Origin of the sequence: Microbacterium testaceum (genome assembly GCF_001476285.1) — a bacterium.
Taxonomy (GTDB): Bacteria; Actinomycetota; Actinomycetes; order Actinomycetales; family Microbacteriaceae; genus Microbacterium; species Microbacterium testaceum_B.
The window spans coordinates 1-15,698 of the sequence record NZ_LDRU01000110.1 but is presented as its reverse complement, the minus strand read 5'-3'; the positions used below and the strand labels follow the sequence as shown (position 1 = coordinate 15,698).

Annotated in this window: 11 protein-coding genes, 1 other RNA gene and 1 pseudogene; 10 read left to right on the top strand and 3 right to left on the bottom strand. The window is 69.5% G+C overall.

Features of this window, described 5'->3' with window-relative positions; all coding sequences use genetic code 11:
* From NS283_RS16655 to ffs, 3 genes are all read left to right on the top strand, one after another.
* Positions 1-1,384: APC family permease (locus NS283_RS16655; protein ID WP_058597971.1), on the top strand; the 1,384-nt coding region annotated here is incomplete at its 5' end.
* Entirely contained in the window at positions 1,377-2,075 is a 699-nt protein-coding gene (locus tag NS283_RS16650) for a helix-turn-helix domain-containing protein (RefSeq protein ID WP_058597970.1), read from the top strand. The genes NS283_RS16655 and NS283_RS16650, both read left to right, overlap by 8 nt.
* A gap of 20 nt (positions 2,076-2,095) precedes the next feature.
* Positions 2,096-2,192, top strand: an RNA gene (gene ffs, locus NS283_RS18485) — signal recognition particle sRNA small type.
* Between the two features lie 147 nt (positions 2,193-2,339).
* On the opposite strand, the pseudogene NS283_RS19440 reads toward ffs, so the two are convergent.
* Positions 2,340-3,008: pseudogene (locus NS283_RS19440) on the bottom strand (COG4705 family protein); the annotation flags it as partial.
* Positions 3,005-3,637 (bottom strand): DedA family protein, encoded by a 633-nt coding sequence (locus NS283_RS16640; protein WP_058597969.1) that lies wholly within the window; start codon positions 3,635-3,637, stop codon positions 3,005-3,007. The gene NS283_RS16640 and the pseudogene NS283_RS19440, both read right to left, overlap by 4 nt.
* 616 nt (positions 3,638-4,253) lie before the next feature.
* Between NS283_RS16640 and NS283_RS16635 the strand changes: the two genes are divergently transcribed.
* A complete protein-coding gene (locus tag NS283_RS16635; RefSeq protein ID WP_058597968.1) occupies positions 4,254-5,324 on the top strand; it encodes an LPO_1073/Vpar_1526 family protein in 1,071 nt (356 codons plus the stop codon).
* A gap of 476 nt (positions 5,325-5,800) precedes the next feature.
* Here NS283_RS16635 and NS283_RS16630 read toward each other — a convergent pair whose 3' ends face one another.
* A complete protein-coding gene (locus NS283_RS16630; RefSeq protein ID WP_058597967.1) occupies positions 5,801-6,472 on the bottom strand; it encodes an NUDIX domain-containing protein in 672 nt (223 codons plus the stop codon).
* A gap of 44 nt (positions 6,473-6,516) precedes the next feature.
* On the opposite strand from NS283_RS16630, the gene NS283_RS16625 reads away from it, so the two are divergent.
* The 6 genes from NS283_RS16625 to NS283_RS16600 form a co-directional block, all read left to right on the top strand.
* Complete coding sequence (locus NS283_RS16625) at positions 6,517-7,311, top strand: DeoR/GlpR family DNA-binding transcription regulator (RefSeq protein WP_058597966.1); 795 nt, start codon at positions 6,517-6,519, stop codon at positions 7,309-7,311.
* A gap of 10 nt (positions 7,312-7,321) precedes the next feature.
* Complete coding sequence (gene pta / locus NS283_RS16620) at positions 7,322-9,466, top strand: phosphate acetyltransferase (protein ID WP_058597965.1); 2,145 nt, start codon at positions 7,322-7,324, stop codon at positions 9,464-9,466.
* Positions 9,463-10,695: an acetate/propionate family kinase gene (locus NS283_RS16615; protein ID WP_058597964.1), complete on the top strand. Its 1,233-nt coding sequence runs from the start codon at positions 9,463-9,465 to the stop codon at positions 10,693-10,695. The genes pta and NS283_RS16615 overlap by 4 nt, the downstream gene beginning before the upstream one ends.
* A 62-nt stretch (positions 10,696-10,757) precedes the next feature.
* Positions 10,758-11,492: an HAD family hydrolase gene (locus NS283_RS16610; RefSeq protein ID WP_058597963.1), complete on the top strand. Its 735-nt coding sequence runs from the start codon at positions 10,758-10,760 to the stop codon at positions 11,490-11,492.
* A 97-nt stretch (positions 11,493-11,589) separates the two neighbouring features.
* On the top strand, positions 11,590-14,115 hold the full coding sequence (locus NS283_RS16605; RefSeq protein WP_058597962.1) for a glycoside hydrolase family 65 protein: 2,526 nt from the start codon (positions 11,590-11,592) through the stop codon (positions 14,113-14,115).
* 266 nt (positions 14,116-14,381) lie between these two features.
* Positions 14,382-15,698 (top strand): DNA polymerase III subunit gamma and tau (locus tag NS283_RS16600; RefSeq protein ID WP_153003405.1); only part of this gene is annotated, 1,317 nt, incomplete at its 3' end.

The following is a 15,698-nucleotide window of genomic DNA, read 5'->3' as shown; positions in this document are numbered from 1 at the left end:
GTCGGTCGCGGCGGTCGCGCCGGCGGCGGCGGCCACGACGGTCGTGCTGCTCGTGGCGGGCTTCGCGCCGGGGGCGACGGTCACCGCGATCGTGGCCGCGGCGATCCTGAGCCTCGGGGTCGCCCGCACGGTCTCGCAGTTCGCTCGCCGCTTCGCCGCCACGGGCGCCCTCTACACCTACACGGCGCGCGGTCTCGGCACGCGTGCCGGCCTCGCCGCCGGTGCGGCGATCCTGACGGGGTACGGCGCGGTGGCCATGTTCGCGTTGCTCGGCGGTGCCTACTACGCCACCTACCTGGTGGCGGGACTCTGGCCGTCGATCGATCGAGCGCTCGTGACCGCGCTCTTCGTCGTGGGGCAGGGCGTTCTCGTCGCCTTCGTGCTCGTCCGCGGCATCCGGATCTCCGCTCGTGCGGCGCTCGTCGTCGAGACGCTGTCGGTGGCCCTGATCGTGGTCCTCCTCATCGTCCTCCTGGTGAAGATCGGACCCATCGACCCGGCGAGGATCGCGGGAATCGGCGGGCCCGACCTCGACCCGACCGCGTTCGCGGCGGCCGCGGTGATCGCGTTGACGGCCTTCGTCGGGTTCGAGTCCGCGGCCACGCTGAGCGTCGAATCGGTGTCGCCGCTGCGCAACGTCCCCCGCGCGATCACCGGCACCGTGGTGTTGTCGGGACTCCTCTACGTCCTCGCCGCCGTGACCCAGGTCGCGGGCTTCGACGCGCTGGGCGCCGATCTCGCAGCCAGCGCCTCGCCGGTGAACGAGCTCGCCGAAGCGTACGGCCTCGGCGGCTGGGGTGTCGTCGCCGACCTCGGCATCGCGGCATCCTTCCTGGCGTGCGCGATCGGCACAACTACCGCGCTCGTGCGGGTGCTCTTCGCGCTCAGCCGTGACGGGGTGCTGCCCGCCTCGATCGGTCGCACCCAGCGGCGATTCGGAACCCCGGCGGCTGCGGTCGCCGCCGCCCTACCGCTCATCACGGCGGTGCCGATCATCGTCGTCGCCGCGGGCATCGACACGCGCGACGCGATGCACGTGACCATCGGGGTGGGAGCCGCGGGCTACATCTCGGCCTACATCCTCGTGTGCGTCGCCGCGCCCGTCTTCCTCCGTCGCATCGGCGAGTGGACGGTCGGCGTCACGGTGGTGGCGGCGGTCTCGGCGCTCGCGCTCGCCGCCGCGCTGGTGTCGTTCTTCGTCGACGACCTCGCGTCCGGTGGAGCGATCGTGGCGGTCGTCGCGGCGCTGACCGTCGTGTCCGCGGTCGTCATCGCGCTCCTGCGTCGACGACACGGGCCCGGTGCGCTCGGGGTCTACGACGAGCCCGTCGCGGCGCAGGTGCTCGGGGGAGTGGTCTCGCCGCGGCATCCCGACGATGCGTGAGCAGCCGGCGCTCTCCGCGCGTCAGCCCGGCGCCGTGCACTCCGCGCTCGCCGTGCTCGAGGCCGTCGCCCAGCTGGGCGCCGGTGTCAGCGCCCAGCGCCTCTCGGCCGAACTCGGTCTGCCGCGCGCGACGACGTATCGCCTCGTGAATCTGCTGGTGGAGGACGAGTACCTCGTGCGCACCCCCGACCTCGCGGGGTTCGCGCTCGGCGCGAAGGTCGCCCAACTCGCGGCGGTCGTGGCTCCGCCCGCGCGGCTGTCGTCCGCTGCCCGAGCGGTGCTCGCCGAGGCGCGTTCGACCCTGCGCGGGGGAGTGCACGTGGCGCTCTTCGTCGACGGGCGGATCGCGGTCGTGGATGCCGACCCGGACTTCCCCCTGTCGGACGAGGCGCGCCTCGCCCGCGAACCCGCCCGCTATGCGCTCGGTCGGCTCATGCTTCTGTCGCAGGGCGACGCGGGCACTCCCGAGCTCGACCGCGCGCGCGACGACCTCGCTCGCTGGGGTGCGACACGCCAGAGCGGCGAGCTGATCGCCACCGCCGGCTGCCTCGCGGTTCCGATCGTCGACGCGAGCGGACTGGCCGCGGGAGCCGTGGCTTTCTCCGGTCCGCGGCATCGCGTCGACGAGCCCGGGGACGTACTGGCGGCGCTGCGCCCGGCGGCCGACGCCCTGGCCCCGCTGATGGTGTGACGCGGATCGGGTAAGCTGTTCACGGCTCTCCGCGTGGCGGCATCCAGGCCAACTCCCCCAGGACGGAAACGTAGCAAGGGTAACCAGGCTCTACCGGGTGCGCGGAGAGTCTTTTCTTTGCCCGGAAGCGGGTCGGCGCGCCATGCTCGCGCCCCGTGCGCTCGGATCCTTGGATGCAGGGCCGGCGGCGGAGGGGCGCCCCGACCGGTCGCGTACGCTCAACGCCGACACCAGCAGCACGATGATCACGAGGGCGATGCCCCCGACCGTGCCGGAGCCGAACCCGAGGCCCCCGCGCGTCGGCTCCACGCCGAGCCAGTCCGCGATCGACGCCCCGAGCGGGCGCGTGACGACGTATGCGGCCCAGAACCCGACGACCGGGCTGACGAGCCGCGCGGAGCGCAGGCCCACGATCACGGCCATGATGGCGGCGAAGAAGACCGCGCCGCCGAGATAGCCGAGGTCGGCGGTCGAGGCGAGCAGATCACCTGCGGCGGTCCCCGCCGCGAACGTGGTGATCACCGCCGCCCAGTAGAGCAGCTCGCGCCGATCGGTCGTGACGGTGTGCACATCGACCGACCCCTCCGCGCGGCGCCAGACGACGAAGACGGCGGCCAGCGCGAGCAGGAACACGGGCGTCGACACCGCATACGGGATGTCGAGGGCGACGTGGACGACGTCGGCGGCCATGGTGCCGAAGACGCCCACCATCGACACCGCCGCCCAGTACATGGCCGGCACGTAGCTATGCAGGCGCAGTTGCGCCCCCAGGACCACGACGAAGACGACCGCGGTCAGCAGGACGGTCGGGACGGGGTCGAAGCGCGTCACGAGGAAGTCGGACACCGCCTCGCCCATCCCGGTCGTGAGCACCTTCACGAGCCAGAACGACGCGGTGGGTTCGGGAACGCGCGAGCGCGTGTCCGCCCTCATGCCCCGGTTTCCTCTGCCGTGCGCGAGGCGCGTCGTCGACGGCGCACGGCCGCGATGACGACCGGCAGGACCGACACCGCGACGATCACGATCACGAGCACGTCGATGTTGTGGGCGATGAACGGGATGCCACCCAGCAGCACTCCCACGAGCGTCATCGAGCACGACCATCCCACCGCGCCGACGGCATTCCAGAGCAGGAAGCGGCGATAGGGCATGTCGGCCGCGCCGGCCACGAGCGGCACGTAGGTGCGGACGATCGGGACGAAGCGGCCGATCACCAGCGACGCGCCGCCCCACCGGGCGAAGAACGCCTCGGCTTCCCTGAGCCGTGCGGTGGTCAGCAGTCGTGCGTCGTCGCGGAACAGGCGTCGACCGAAACGGCGGCCGAGCCAGAAGCCGACCTGGTCGCCCGCCAGCGCCGCGAGCGAGGCGACGAGCGCCACCTGCCACGGCGCGATGCCGAGCGGTCCGCTGAGGATCGCTGCCGTCACCAGCAGCGAGTCACCGGGGAGGAAGGGGAAGAGCACCCCCGACTCGATGAACACCAACAACGCGATGCCGACGAGGACGAACGGGCCGAAGGCTTGGAGTACGTATGCCGCGTCGAAGGGATTCAGGGCGGTCATGGGCGATCCTCCGATCGTCGGCGGTGTCCGCCGCGGCCGTCGGCGCACGCCGACCGAGACGAGCGTAGGGGTCGCTCACCCAGACGGCGCCAAGAATTCGGCCGCCGTGAGGGGATGAGGTTTCCCGTAGCAGCTCAGCCGCGACGGGAGAATGGCCCGTCCAGCACCGCCCACTGCTTGCGCCGTCCTCACCCGGCTTCCACCATCGGTGAGTCAGCCACCATAGCTCGACCGCTTCCAGTTGCCCCGTCGGCACGGAGAGTTCGGGCCCAGCGACACCCAAGCATGGGCCGTCCGCGACGGTGAAGGGCTCGTATTGCGGGAATGCAAGTCATGGGTGCCGGCGTATTGACTGTAGGTGGGGGTGTCGGTGCCCCGGGTTATCGTTTTGGTGAGGGTGATGGGCACCCAGGATCGGGGGGTTCATGGACTGGTTTTTCGACGGGCTGGGCACGGCGCTCATTAGCGCGCTACTCGGGGGTGTTGTCGGCGGTGGGGTGGGCAGCTTTATCACTATCCGTGTGGTGTCAAGGCGGTCGGAAGTGACTCAAAAGCAAAGAGCTGGCGACAACGCACGCCAGGTGCAAATCGGTCGGGACTCGAAAGGCCTTGAGCAGTGATTGCGCCCGGCCAGAGCCAGAAGGGCGGGCAGGGATCGAATCAAACCCAGGTCGCTGGCGACATGATCGTGAATATCGGCATCACCGAGGAGCGCGCGCAGGAGATAGCTCTTGCGACAGCTCGCTCAGTGGTTCAGGATTTCGCCGTGGAATCTCACGAGGTTCTTCAGAATCGCGTCGAGGAGCTGGATCAACGTGTGATCAAGAGTCTTTCTGCGGCTGACGCCCTCGACTCTTTCGCGGATCCGGCGTTCATTCGATCCTATAAACATGCCCAAGAAGGAGCCGCCGCGAGTGAACGCCCGGCTGATTACGACATGCTTGCGGCCCTTCTCACTGACCGTGCCAAGAACCCTCGCGAGCGGCCGAGAATCGTCGGGATCGATGGGGCGATAGACATCGTCGACCGAATCGATACGGAAGCATTGAGAGCGCTTACTGTCTGCAATGCGGTCGCCTCGTGGAGACCGCGAGCTTTCCTCGTCGGACAAGGCTTAGAGACCCTTGAGTATATCTTCGCCACTCTCGCGGACGGGCCCTTGCCTGAGGGCGTGGATTGGCTGGATCATCTGGACGCGCTCAATGTCGTCCGAAGAAACTCTTTTGGCAGCATGAAGTCGATGGAGCAGTTCTATGGCGAACAGCTGATCGGATATATCGCGCCGGGGATCACGGCAGACGAGGTGCCCCAATTTGTTGGTGCGGACTTACTTGACGAGCCATGGCCGCTGCTGATCCTCCCTCACGAGCTCAAGACCGGCTTCATGCGTATCGCAGTAGTGGACGTTGAGCAGCTGGAATCCCAACTTCGCGCGGCGGGCAAGTCCGATGGTTACCTGGAGACGGTGAAAGGCCAGGCGGCCTCCGTATTCGGTTTAGGGCAGCAAGATCCAGTTGCGCGGGCCGAACTGATGTCCCGAATACGAGCTCTGCCACATTTCGGACTGGTGGTGAATTGGTGGGATCGAAATATCCAGAACGGTTACCACATAACGCCCATCGGTAAGGCGCTCGCCCGTGCAAACGCGTTTCGTTTGGACACGGAACAGCGACTCGAACGTGACTAGCAGTGGCCTAGTGACAGGGCCCGAGGGAGGCCGCTAGTCCTTTGAAGCCTGCGCCCGGGCGGCAGCAATACCTCGACCCGGCGGAGGATGCCAGCGCAGCACGCAGAAGTTCGAATGGCCCGGCGCAGAACCGGTGATGTTGAGGATCGTTTCCGACGCTGAAGCGCGCACCATTTCCCGGGGAGCTCGTCCGCTTCGCGCAGACGCGCGATAACGGCCTCCGAGCCGGGGTGAGGTAGAGGTGCGGTCACGTTGCCGTTGGCCTGCTCACGATCGAAGATCTGCGAGGCAGTGGTTTGCTGTCACCCACTGATCACAATCGACGACGAGTGGGGAAGAAGAGTGCAGTGCACAGGTCGGTGGCGGTCGTGCCCGTCTCGCCGGGGTGGATGCGCCCACGACGCCGACCGTAGAGCCCGATCCTTCTGGATACCGCCAAGATTGATAGCGTCAGCGGCCGTAGTTCCGTCGGTGGGTCAGCGGCCGGCGGAGAAGGGCCCGTCCAGCACCGTCCACTGCAACAGCATGATGGTCTTGGCATCCTGGATCTCGCCGCTGCGAATGCGCTGGAGCGCGTCGTCGATGCCGAATTCGAGGATCTCGATCTCCTCGCCCTCCTCCTCGAGGCCGCCCCGATCGCCCACGCGTGTCGAGCCGTCGTACGCCGCGGCGAAGAAGTGCAGGCGCTCGGTGACCGAGCCGGGGCTCATGTACACGTCGAACACGTGCTGGACCTCGTCGACGCGGACGCCCGTCTCCTCTTCGGCCTCGCGGCGGATCGCGGTGAGCGGATCGTCGTCGTCGAGGAGGCCCGCCGCGGTCTCGATGAGCATGCCGTCGGGGTGGTCGTTGATGTAGACGGGGTAGCGGAACTGCCGCGTGAGCAGCACGGTCCGCCGCGCGGGGTCGTAGAGCAGGATCGTCGCGCCGTTGCCGCGGTCGTACGTCTCGCGCTTCTGTGTGACCCACTCGCCGTCGTCGCCGCGGTACCGGAAGGTCGTCGCGCGCAGCACGTGCCATCCGGCGGCGAGGAGCTCGACGTCGGTCACCTCGACGCGGGGATTGCGGTCGAGGTCGCGGCCGGTGAGGTGCAGGCCGGTGCGACCACGGTGATCGGGGACGGTGGTGCCGGGGAGCGGATCGTTCATGATTCGGAACGATAGTGCAGAAACGTGCAAGAATGTGAAGCGTGATGCTCGCCGCCGCCCGCAAAGACGCCCTTCTCGAGCGACTTCATCGCGACGGTCGCCTCGTCGTGAAAGACGTCGCGCTCGAACTCGGTCTTTCCGAAGACAGCATCCGTCGTGACCTCCGAGAACTGGATGCCGCCGGCCTCGCCGTCCGCGTCTACGGCGGGGCTCTTCCGGCCTCGCCGGCGGTCGCCGACTACGACGCGCGGGGGAGGGTGGCGCGATCGAGCAAGGCCCGCGTCGCCGCGGCCGCGGCCGAGCTGATCGAACCCGGTGCCACGGTGCTCCTCGACGGCGGAACGACCACCTTGGCGCTCGTGGACGCGCTGCCCCGCTCGTTCGCCGGCACCGTGATCACGCACTCGCCGACCATCGCCGCCGCCCTCCTGCACCACGACGCCGAGGTCGTCGTGATCGGCGGCCGGGTGTTCAAGCACTCCGCGGTCGCGTGCGGCTCCGCGGCGGTCGAGGCCGCCCAGAGGATCAGCGCCGACATCTTCTTCCTGGGCGTGACGGGCGTACACCCCGCGGCGGGGTTGACGACGGGGGATGCCGACGAGGCGGCGATGAAGCGCGTCCTCGCCGAGCGGGCCGCCGAGACATTCGTGCTCGCGAGCGAAGAGAAGCTGGGTGCGGCCTCGCGCTTCGGCATCCTTCCCCTCGACGGAGTGACGGGGATCGTCGCCGACCTCGACCCGGCGACCCCGTTGGCGGCCGATCTCGAGGCGGCGGGCGCGCACCTGAGGTATCCCTCGACGCCGAAGCAACCACGGAGCGATGTCGGGGCTCCGCAATAGGCTGGAACACGTGACGCAGAGCATCTACATCACGTCGGCCGAGGGGCACTCGGGCAAATCCACCGTGGCTCTGGGTGTCCTCGACGCCCTCAGTCGCGTCACCCCGCGCGTGGGGGTGTTCCGCCCGATCGCCCGATCCACGGCCGAGCGCGACTACGTGCTCGAGATGCTGCTCGATCACGACGGCGTCGACCTCGCCTACGACGACTGCGTCGGCGTGACCTACGACGACGTCCGCGACGACGCCGACGCGGCCCTCGGTCGCATCGTCGAGCGCTACAAGGCCGTCGAGGCGCAGTGCGACGCGGTGGTCGTCATCGGCAGTGACTACACCGACGTCGGCAGCCCCGCCGAGCTCGCCTACAACGCGCGGATCGCGGCCAATCTCGGTGCCCCGGTGCTCCTCGTCCTCGGCGGTCGTGCCCAGCAGGGTCAGGGCGAGACGCTCGGCCTGTCGGTCGCGCGGACCCCGCACGAGGTCGGTCAGATCGCGTCGCTCGCGGTCGCCGAACTCCTGCACGAGCGCGCCGAAGTGTTCGCCGTCATCGTGAACCGCGCCGACCCCGAACGGCTCGACGGTGTCGTGGCATCCGTTCGTCAGGTCATCGACACAGTTCCCGTCACCCCGTCGGCCGAGCGTCGGCCCGTGCCGGTGTGGGCTCTCCCCGAAGACCGCTTCCTCATCGCCCCGTCCATGCGCGGCGTCCTGCGCTCGGTCGAGGGTGAACTCATCAAGGGCGACCCCGAGCTGCTCACCCGTGAGGTGCTCGGGGTGGTCGTGGCCGGGATGTCGATGGTCAACGTCCTCCCGCGGCTCAAAGAGTCGGCCGTCATCGTCATCCCCGCCGACCGCAGTGAGGTCCTGCTCGCCACGCTCCTCGCCAACGCCTCGGGGACGTTCCCGTCGCTCGCCGGCATCGTCCTCAACGGCGGGTTCGAGCTGCCCGATCCGATCGTCCGGCTCATCGACGGCCTCGGCTCGCCCCTGCCGATCATCGCCACCGACCTCGGCACCTACGACACGGCCGTCCGCATCATGAACACGCGCGGTCGCCTCGCCGCCGACTCGCAGCGTCGTTACGACACCGCGCTCGCGATGTTCGAGCGGCACGTCGACACCGCACTGCTCACCCGCGAACTCGGCGTCGCCCGCCCCAGCGTCGTCACCCCGCTGATGTTCGAGTACGGCCTCGTCGACCGGGCGCGCACCGACCGGCGCCGCATCGTGCTGCCCGAGGGCACCGACGACCGTGTGCTCCGGGCGGCGGCCACCGTGCTCTCGCGCGGTATCGCCGACCTCACGATCCTCGGCGAGCCGATCGAGGTCCGCGGGCGCGCGATCGAGCTCGGCATCGACATCCGCGATGCCGAGGTGCTCAGCCCCTTCGATGCCGTGCATGTCGACAAGTTCGCGACCGAGTACGCCCGTCTCCGTGCGCACAAGGGCGTCACGTACGCCCAGGCAGCCGACACCGTCACGGACGTGTCGTATTTCGGCACCCTGATGGTGCACATGGGCCTCGCCGACGGAATGGTCTCGGGTGCCGCCCACACGACGGCCCACACCATCCGGCCCGCGTTCGAGATCATCAAGACGGCCCCGGGCGTCTCGGTCGTCTCGAGCGTCTTCCTCATGGCCCTCGCCGACCGCGTGCTCGTCTACGGCGACTGCGCGGTCATCCCCGATCCGACCAGTGAGCAGCTGGCCGACATCGCGGTGTCGTCCGCGGCCACGGCCGAGCAGTTCGGCATCGAGCCGCGCGTGGCGATGCTCTCGTACTCGACGGGCGAATCGGGCACCGGCGCCGACGTCGAGAAGGTCCGTGCCGCGACAGCCCTCGTCCGCGAACGCGCGCCGGAGCTCCTCGTCGAAGGTCCGATCCAGTACGACGCCGCGGCCGACGCGGCCGTGGCGAAGGCGAAGATGCCGGGCTCGGAGGTCGCCGGTCGCGCCACGGTCTTCGTCTTCCCCGACCTCAACACCGGCAACAACACCTACAAGGCCGTGCAGCGCTCGGCCGGAGCCGTCGCCATCGGGCCGGTCCTCCAGGGGTTGAACAAGCCGATCAACGACCTGTCCCGCGGCGCCCTCGTCGACGACATCGTCAACACCATCGCGATCACCGCGATCCAGGCGCAGGGGAGCAGCAAGTGAGCGTGGTGCTCGTCGTCAACAGCGGGTCGTCGTCATTCAAGTACCAGCTGCTCGACATGGACCGCGAACAGGTCCTGGCTTCGGGGCTCGTCGAGCGCATCGGTGAGGGTACCGGCGTCGCGAAGCACACCGTCGCCGCCGCAGCCCTGGCCGCCCCCGATGACCCCGCGCCGACGGTGACGGAGGCGACGTACACGATCGAGCGCGAGATCCCCGACCACACCGCGGGATTCGCCGTCATGCTCGACGCATTCGCCGCGCACGGCCCATCGCTCGACGAGCATTCACCCGTCGCCGTCGGTCACCGCGTGGTCCACGGCGGAGCGCGGTTCTTCGAGCCCACCGTCGTGACGCCGCTCGTCGAGATCAACATCGACGAGCTCTCGGTGCTCGCCCCCCTGCACAACCCGGCGAACCTCGCCGGCATCGTTGCGGCGAAGAAGGCTTTCCCCGACGTGCCGCACGTCGCCGTCTTCGACACCGCGTTCCACCAGTCGCTCGCTCCCGAGGCCTACACCTACGCGATCGATCGCGAGATCGCCGAGGCCCACCGCATCCGCCGGTACGGCTTCCACGGCACGAGCCACAAGTTCGTCAGCGAGGCCGCCGCGGCCTTCGTCGGGCGCCCGCTCGGCGAGCTGAAGCAGATCGTCTTCCACCTCGGGAACGGTGCCTCGGTCGCCGCCATCGAGGGCGGTCGGTCGGTCGACACGTCGATGGGCCTCACGCCGCTCGAGGGACTCGTCATGGGTACGCGCTCGGGCGACCTCGACCCGGCCGTGCTGTTCCAGCTCGCCCGCCGCGCCGACATGTCGATCGCCGACCTCGACACGCTGCTCAACAAGCGCTCCGGGCTCCTGGGCCTCGCGGGCGTGAGCGACATGCGCGACATCGGCGAGCGGAGGGATGCCGGAGACCCGGCGGCGCAACTCGCCTTCGACGTCTACGTCCACCGGCTCCGCGCCTACGCGGGGGCGTACCTCGCCCAGCTCGACGGGGTCGACGTGATCTCCTTCACCGCCGGGGTGGGGGAGAACTCGATCCGCGTGCGCGAGGAGGCCATGGCGACCCTCGGCTTCGCGGGCGTCGAGATCGACCCCGATCGCAATGCGACGCGGGAACGCGGCATCCGCCGGATCTCGTCCGACTCCTCGCGTGTCGAGGTGCTCGTGGTTCCCACGAACGAGGAGCTCGAGATCGCCCGTCAGACGCTGTCGGTCACCTCGTGAGTCACCCCTCGCCACTACGCTGAGCACGTCTCGCCGACCATTCCGCCGACCGGGAGCATGCCGTGACCGACACCCCCGCCCTGCCCGACCTCACCTCGTACGAGGGCGTGCTGTTCGATCTCGACGGCGTGCTGACGCCGACCGCCGAGGTCCACATGCGGGCCTGGAAAGAGATGTTCGACGAGCTCTTCGCGGCCTGGAACATCGAGCCGCCGTACACCGATCGCGACTACTTCGAGTACGTCGACGGCAAGAAGCGCTACGACGGCGTCGCGAGCCTGCTGCGCAGCCGAGACGTCGAGGTGCCGTGGGGCGATCCGTCTGACGACCCGTCCGAAGACACCGTCTGCGGTGTCGGCAACCGCAAGAACACCGTGTTCTCGCGCATCCTCCGCGCCGAGGGCATCGCGCCGTACCCGGGTTCCGTCGCCCTGCTCGACGTCCTTCAGGCCGCGGGGACTCCGATCGCCGTCGTGTCGAGTTCGAAGAACGCCGTCGAGGTGCTCGAGGCCGCGGGGCTGCGCGACCGCTTCCCCGTCGTCATGGACGGGGTCATCGCCGAGCGCGACCACCTGGCCTCCAAGCCGGCTCCCGACGTGTTCGCCGAAGCGGCCCGCCTGCTGGGCGTCGATCCCGCGCGATCGGTCGCCGTCGAAGACGCGCTGAGCGGCGTGCGTTCCGCGGCCGCAGCCGGGTACGCGGTGGTCGTGGGCGTGGATCGCGGCGTCGGAGCCGACGATCTCACGGCGGCGGGTGCCACGGTGGTCGTCGACGACCTCGCGGCGTTCGTAGACTGAGCCGTCGCCTCGCGGCATCCTGAGCTCCATCCCTCGCGCGCACACCCGAGTCCCGCGCGCGAGCTGACCCGTACCTCGCCACTGGAAGGCACGCCCGATGATCGATCGCGATCGTTTCCCCATCGACGAATGGCGCCTCGTCGAGACCGAGTTCTCGGTCGACGACGTGGGTGTCACCGAAACCCTCTTCTCGGTCGGCAACGGCTACCTCGGCCTGCGCGGAAACCCCATCGAGGGGCGTTTCGCGCACGAGCAGGGCACGTTCATCAACGGCTTCCACGAGACGTTCCCGATCCGTCACGCGGAGCAGGCGTACGGCTTCGCCGAGGTCGGCCAGACGATCATCAACGCACCGGATGCCAAGGTCATGCGCGTCTACGTCGACGACGAGCCGCTCTCGCTCGACGTCGCCGACGTGCGCGAGTACGAGCGGGTGCTCGACATGCGCCAGGGCATCCTCCGCCGGAGCCTGCTGTGGGTCACGCCCGCGGGCAAGCACGTGCGGATCGAGGACGAGCGCTTCGTCTCGTTCGACGAGAAGCACCTCGCGGTGCTCCGACTCACCGTCACGGTGCTCGATTCCGATGCGCCTGTCTCGGTGAGCAGCCAGCTGCTGAACCGGCAGGACGGCGAGGGCATCTACGGCGGTTCGCCGATGGCATCCAAGCAGGCCGGATTCGACCCGCGGAAGACCGAGAAGCTCAGCGATCGCGTGCTCCAGCCGCGCGAGTACTGGCAGGACGGCGACCGTTCCGCGCTGAGCTACGAGGTGACCGAGTCGGGGATGACGCTCGCCGTCGTCGCCGATCACCTCGTCGACACCGCGAACGAGTGGACCTCGCGTCAGCTCATCGAGCCCGACATCGCGAAGAACGTCTTCCGCGTCGACGCGCGGGCCGGCGTCCCGACGACCATCACCAAGCTCGTGAGCTACCACACCTCTCGGGGCGTGCCCACGGGTGAGCTCCTGGACCGGTGCCGTCGCACCCTCGACCGCGCACGCGAGACCGGGGTCGAGGGCCTCGTCGAGCAGCAGATCGCCTGGTACGCGGCGTTCTGGGACCGCTCGGACGTGCGCATCGGCGGCCACGGCGATCTGCAGCAGGCCACGCGCTGGTGTCTTTTCCAGCTCGCGCAGGCCGCGGCCCGCGCCGACGGCCAGGGCGTTCCCGCCAAGGGCGTCACCGGCTCCGGCTACAGCGGCCACTACTTCTGGGACACCGAGGTCTACGTCCTGCCGTTCCTCGCGTACACCTCGCCGCTGTGGGCACGGAACGCGCTGCGCATGCGCTATCTCATGCTCCCGGCAGCCCGGAAGCGCGCGCACCAGCTCAATGAGGCCGGCGCGCTGTTCCCTTGGCGCACGATCAACGGCGAAGAGGCCTCGGCCTATTACGCCGCCGGCACCGCGCAGTACCACATCAACGCCGACGTCTCCTTCGCGCTGGCGAAGTACGTGCGCGCCACCGGCGACGAGGAGTTCCTCGCCCGCGAGGGCGTCGACATCGCGGTGGACACGGCGCGACTGTGGTCGACGCTCGGCTTCTGGCGCTCGAGCGACGGCGGCGAGGAGCACGACTCGTTCCACATCCACGGCGTGACCGGTCCCGACGAGTACACCACGGTCGTCAACGACAACCTGTTCACGAACGTCATGGCGCGCTTCAACCTGCGCTTCGCCGCGCGTACCGTGCGCGAGCTCGCCGAGAACAACCCCGACGCGTACGCCCATATGGCCGACCGCATGAACCTCGACCCGTCCGAGCCCGAGCGCTGGGACCGGGCGGCCGAGGCGATGCACATCCCGTTCAGCCCGGCGCTCGGCATCCATCCCCAGGACGCGGTCTTCCTCGAGCGCGAGATCTGGGACCTCGAGAACACCCCGCCCGACCAGCGTCCCCTCCTGCTGCACTTCCACCCGCTGGTGATCTACCGGTACCAGGTGCTCAAGCAGGCCGATGTCGTGCTCGCGCTGTTCCTGCAGGGGAATCACTTCACGGATGCCGAGAAGCTCGCCGATTTCGAGTACTACGACCCGCTCACCACGGGCGACTCGACGCTGTCCGCGGTCGTGCAGTCGATCCTCGCGGCCGAGGTGGGATACCAGGACCTCGCCCTCGAGTACTTCCGTCAGGCCGCGTTCGTCGACCTCGGCGACCTGCACCACAATGCCTCCGACGGCGTGCACGTGGCGTCGGCCGGCGGTGTCTGGACGGCGCTCGTCAGCGGCTTCGGCGGCATGCGCGACCACTTCGGTCGTCTGACGTTCGACCCGCGCCTGCCGGCGGACTGGCCCGAGCTGTCGTACGTTTTGCACTGGCACGGCACGCGACTGGACGTGACCCTCACCGCGACTGCTCTGACGCTGCGCGCGAGCGGCGACGGCGAGCCCGTCGAGTTCGCCGTCCGCGACGTGGAGTACACGGTCGCCCCCGGCGAGTCGGTGCGCGTCGCCCTGCACGGGCAGGGACCCGTGCGGCCGGGGCGCCCCTCGATCAGACAGCTCGAGGGGTCGGTGCGCGAGGACGGCACGCTGCTGCTCGCTTCCGTGCCGATCGTCACGGCATCCATCCCCATCGTGGGTGACGACGACGAGCCGGTCGCGGTCGGTCTCGACGTCTGACATCACTTCTCGAACGCGGCGGTGCCTTTCGAGGTGCCGCCGCGCTCTGGTTTCCGTGCGGTCGGATTCTCGAGGCGCGGGGACCGGTGACGAGCGGAGGGCGAGGGAGGAAGGGAGGATGCCGAGGGCCTCAGCGTCCTCCCCTCCTCCCTGATCCGCCCCTCATCACGCGGTGCGGCGATGGCCGGCGTACGCGGACGCGGTGCGCAGCCGCCGGAGGGCCGGACGGCGGACGCGATGTCGGAGGGACGCCGTAGGCTGGTCGGGTGACGACAGCCCTGTACCGCCGATACCGCCCGCAGGCGTTCGGCGAGATGATCGGGCAGTCCCAGGTGACCGAGCCCCTGATGACCGCCCTGCGTAGCGATCGCGTCGGCCACGCCTACCTTTTCTCGGGGCCGCGCGGCTGCGGAAAGACCACGTCGGCGCGCATCCTGGCCCGGTGCCTCAACTGCGCCGCCGGCCCGACCGACACCCCCTGCGGAACGTGCGACAGCTGCATCGAGCTGGGGCGCGGCGGAAGCGGATCGCTCGACGTGGTCGAGATCGACGCCGCCAGCCACAACGGTGTCGACGATGCGCGCGATCTGCGCGAGCGCGCGATCTTCGCCCCCGCGCGCGACCGGTTCAAGATCTTCATCCTCGACGAGGCGCACATGGTGACGCAGCAGGGCTTCAACGCCCTGCTGAAGCTCGTCGAAGAGCCCCCGGCGCACGTGAAGTTCATCTTCGCGACCACCGAGCCCGAGAAGGTCCTCGGCACGATCCGCTCGCGGACGCACCACTACCCGTTCCGGCTCGTTCCGCCGGCCGCCATGCTCGAGTACGTCCAAGAACTGTGCGAGAGCGAGAACGTCGGCGTCGAAGCCGGCGTGCTGCCGCTCGTCGTGCGTGCCGGCGGGGGCTCGCCGCGTGACACGCTGTCGCTGCTCGATCAGCTCATCGCCGGCAGCGACGCGGATGCCGCGGGCCACGTGCTCGTGCGGTACGAGCGTGCCGTGGCCCTCCTGGGATACACCCACTCCGAGCTCCTCGACGAGGTGGTCGACGCTTTCGCGGCGAACGACGGCGCCGGGGCGTTCGCCGCGGTCGACCGCGTGGTGCAGACCGGGCAGGACCCGCGTCGCTTCGTCGACGATCTGCTCGAGCGCCTGCGCGACCTCATCATCGTCGCGGCAACCGGTGCGGGGGCCTCGGCCGTTCTGCGCGGTGTTCCCGACGACGAGCTCGAGCGGATGGCCCGGCAGGCCACGGCGTTCGGGGTAGGGCGTCTGTCGCGGACCGCCGACCTCGTTGTGGCCGCCCTCGACGAGATGACGGGTGCCACCTCGCCGCGTCTGCAGCTCGAGCTGCTCGTCGCCCGCGTGCTCACCCATGCCGGGGTGTCGCAGGGCTCGTCCCCGGCGACGATCCACGACCTCGACGCCTCCCGTGCGACGGCACCCGCGACCCCGGTCGCCACCGGGCGGCCCGCGTCTCCCGCGGCCGACATCGCACCGGGGGGCGTCAGCGCTCCGCGCGTTGCGGCTCCGTCGACGCCACGCATCGCGTCTCCGGGGTCGGCGACCCCGGAGACGCGATGC

Excerpts from the sequence above, each read along its gene's own strand:
- NS283_RS16630 (WP_058597967.1), bottom strand. The coding sequence starts at position 6,472 with ATGAACGATCCGCTCCCCGGCACCACCGTCCCCGATCACCGTGGTCGC.
- NS283_RS16650 (WP_058597970.1), top strand. The coding sequence starts at position 1,377 with ATGCGTGAGCAGCCGGCGCTCTCCGCGCGTCAGCCCGGCGCCGTGCAC.
- NS283_RS16605 (WP_058597962.1), top strand. The coding sequence starts at position 11,590 with ATGATCGATCGCGATCGTTTCCCCATCGACGAATGGCGCCTCGTCGAG.
- NS283_RS16625 (WP_058597966.1), top strand. The coding sequence starts at position 6,517 with ATGCTCGCCGCCGCCCGCAAAGACGCCCTTCTCGAGCGACTTCATCGC.
- NS283_RS16640 (WP_058597969.1), bottom strand. The coding sequence starts at position 3,637 with ATGACCGCCCTGAATCCCTTCGACGCGGCATACGTACTCCAAGCCTTC.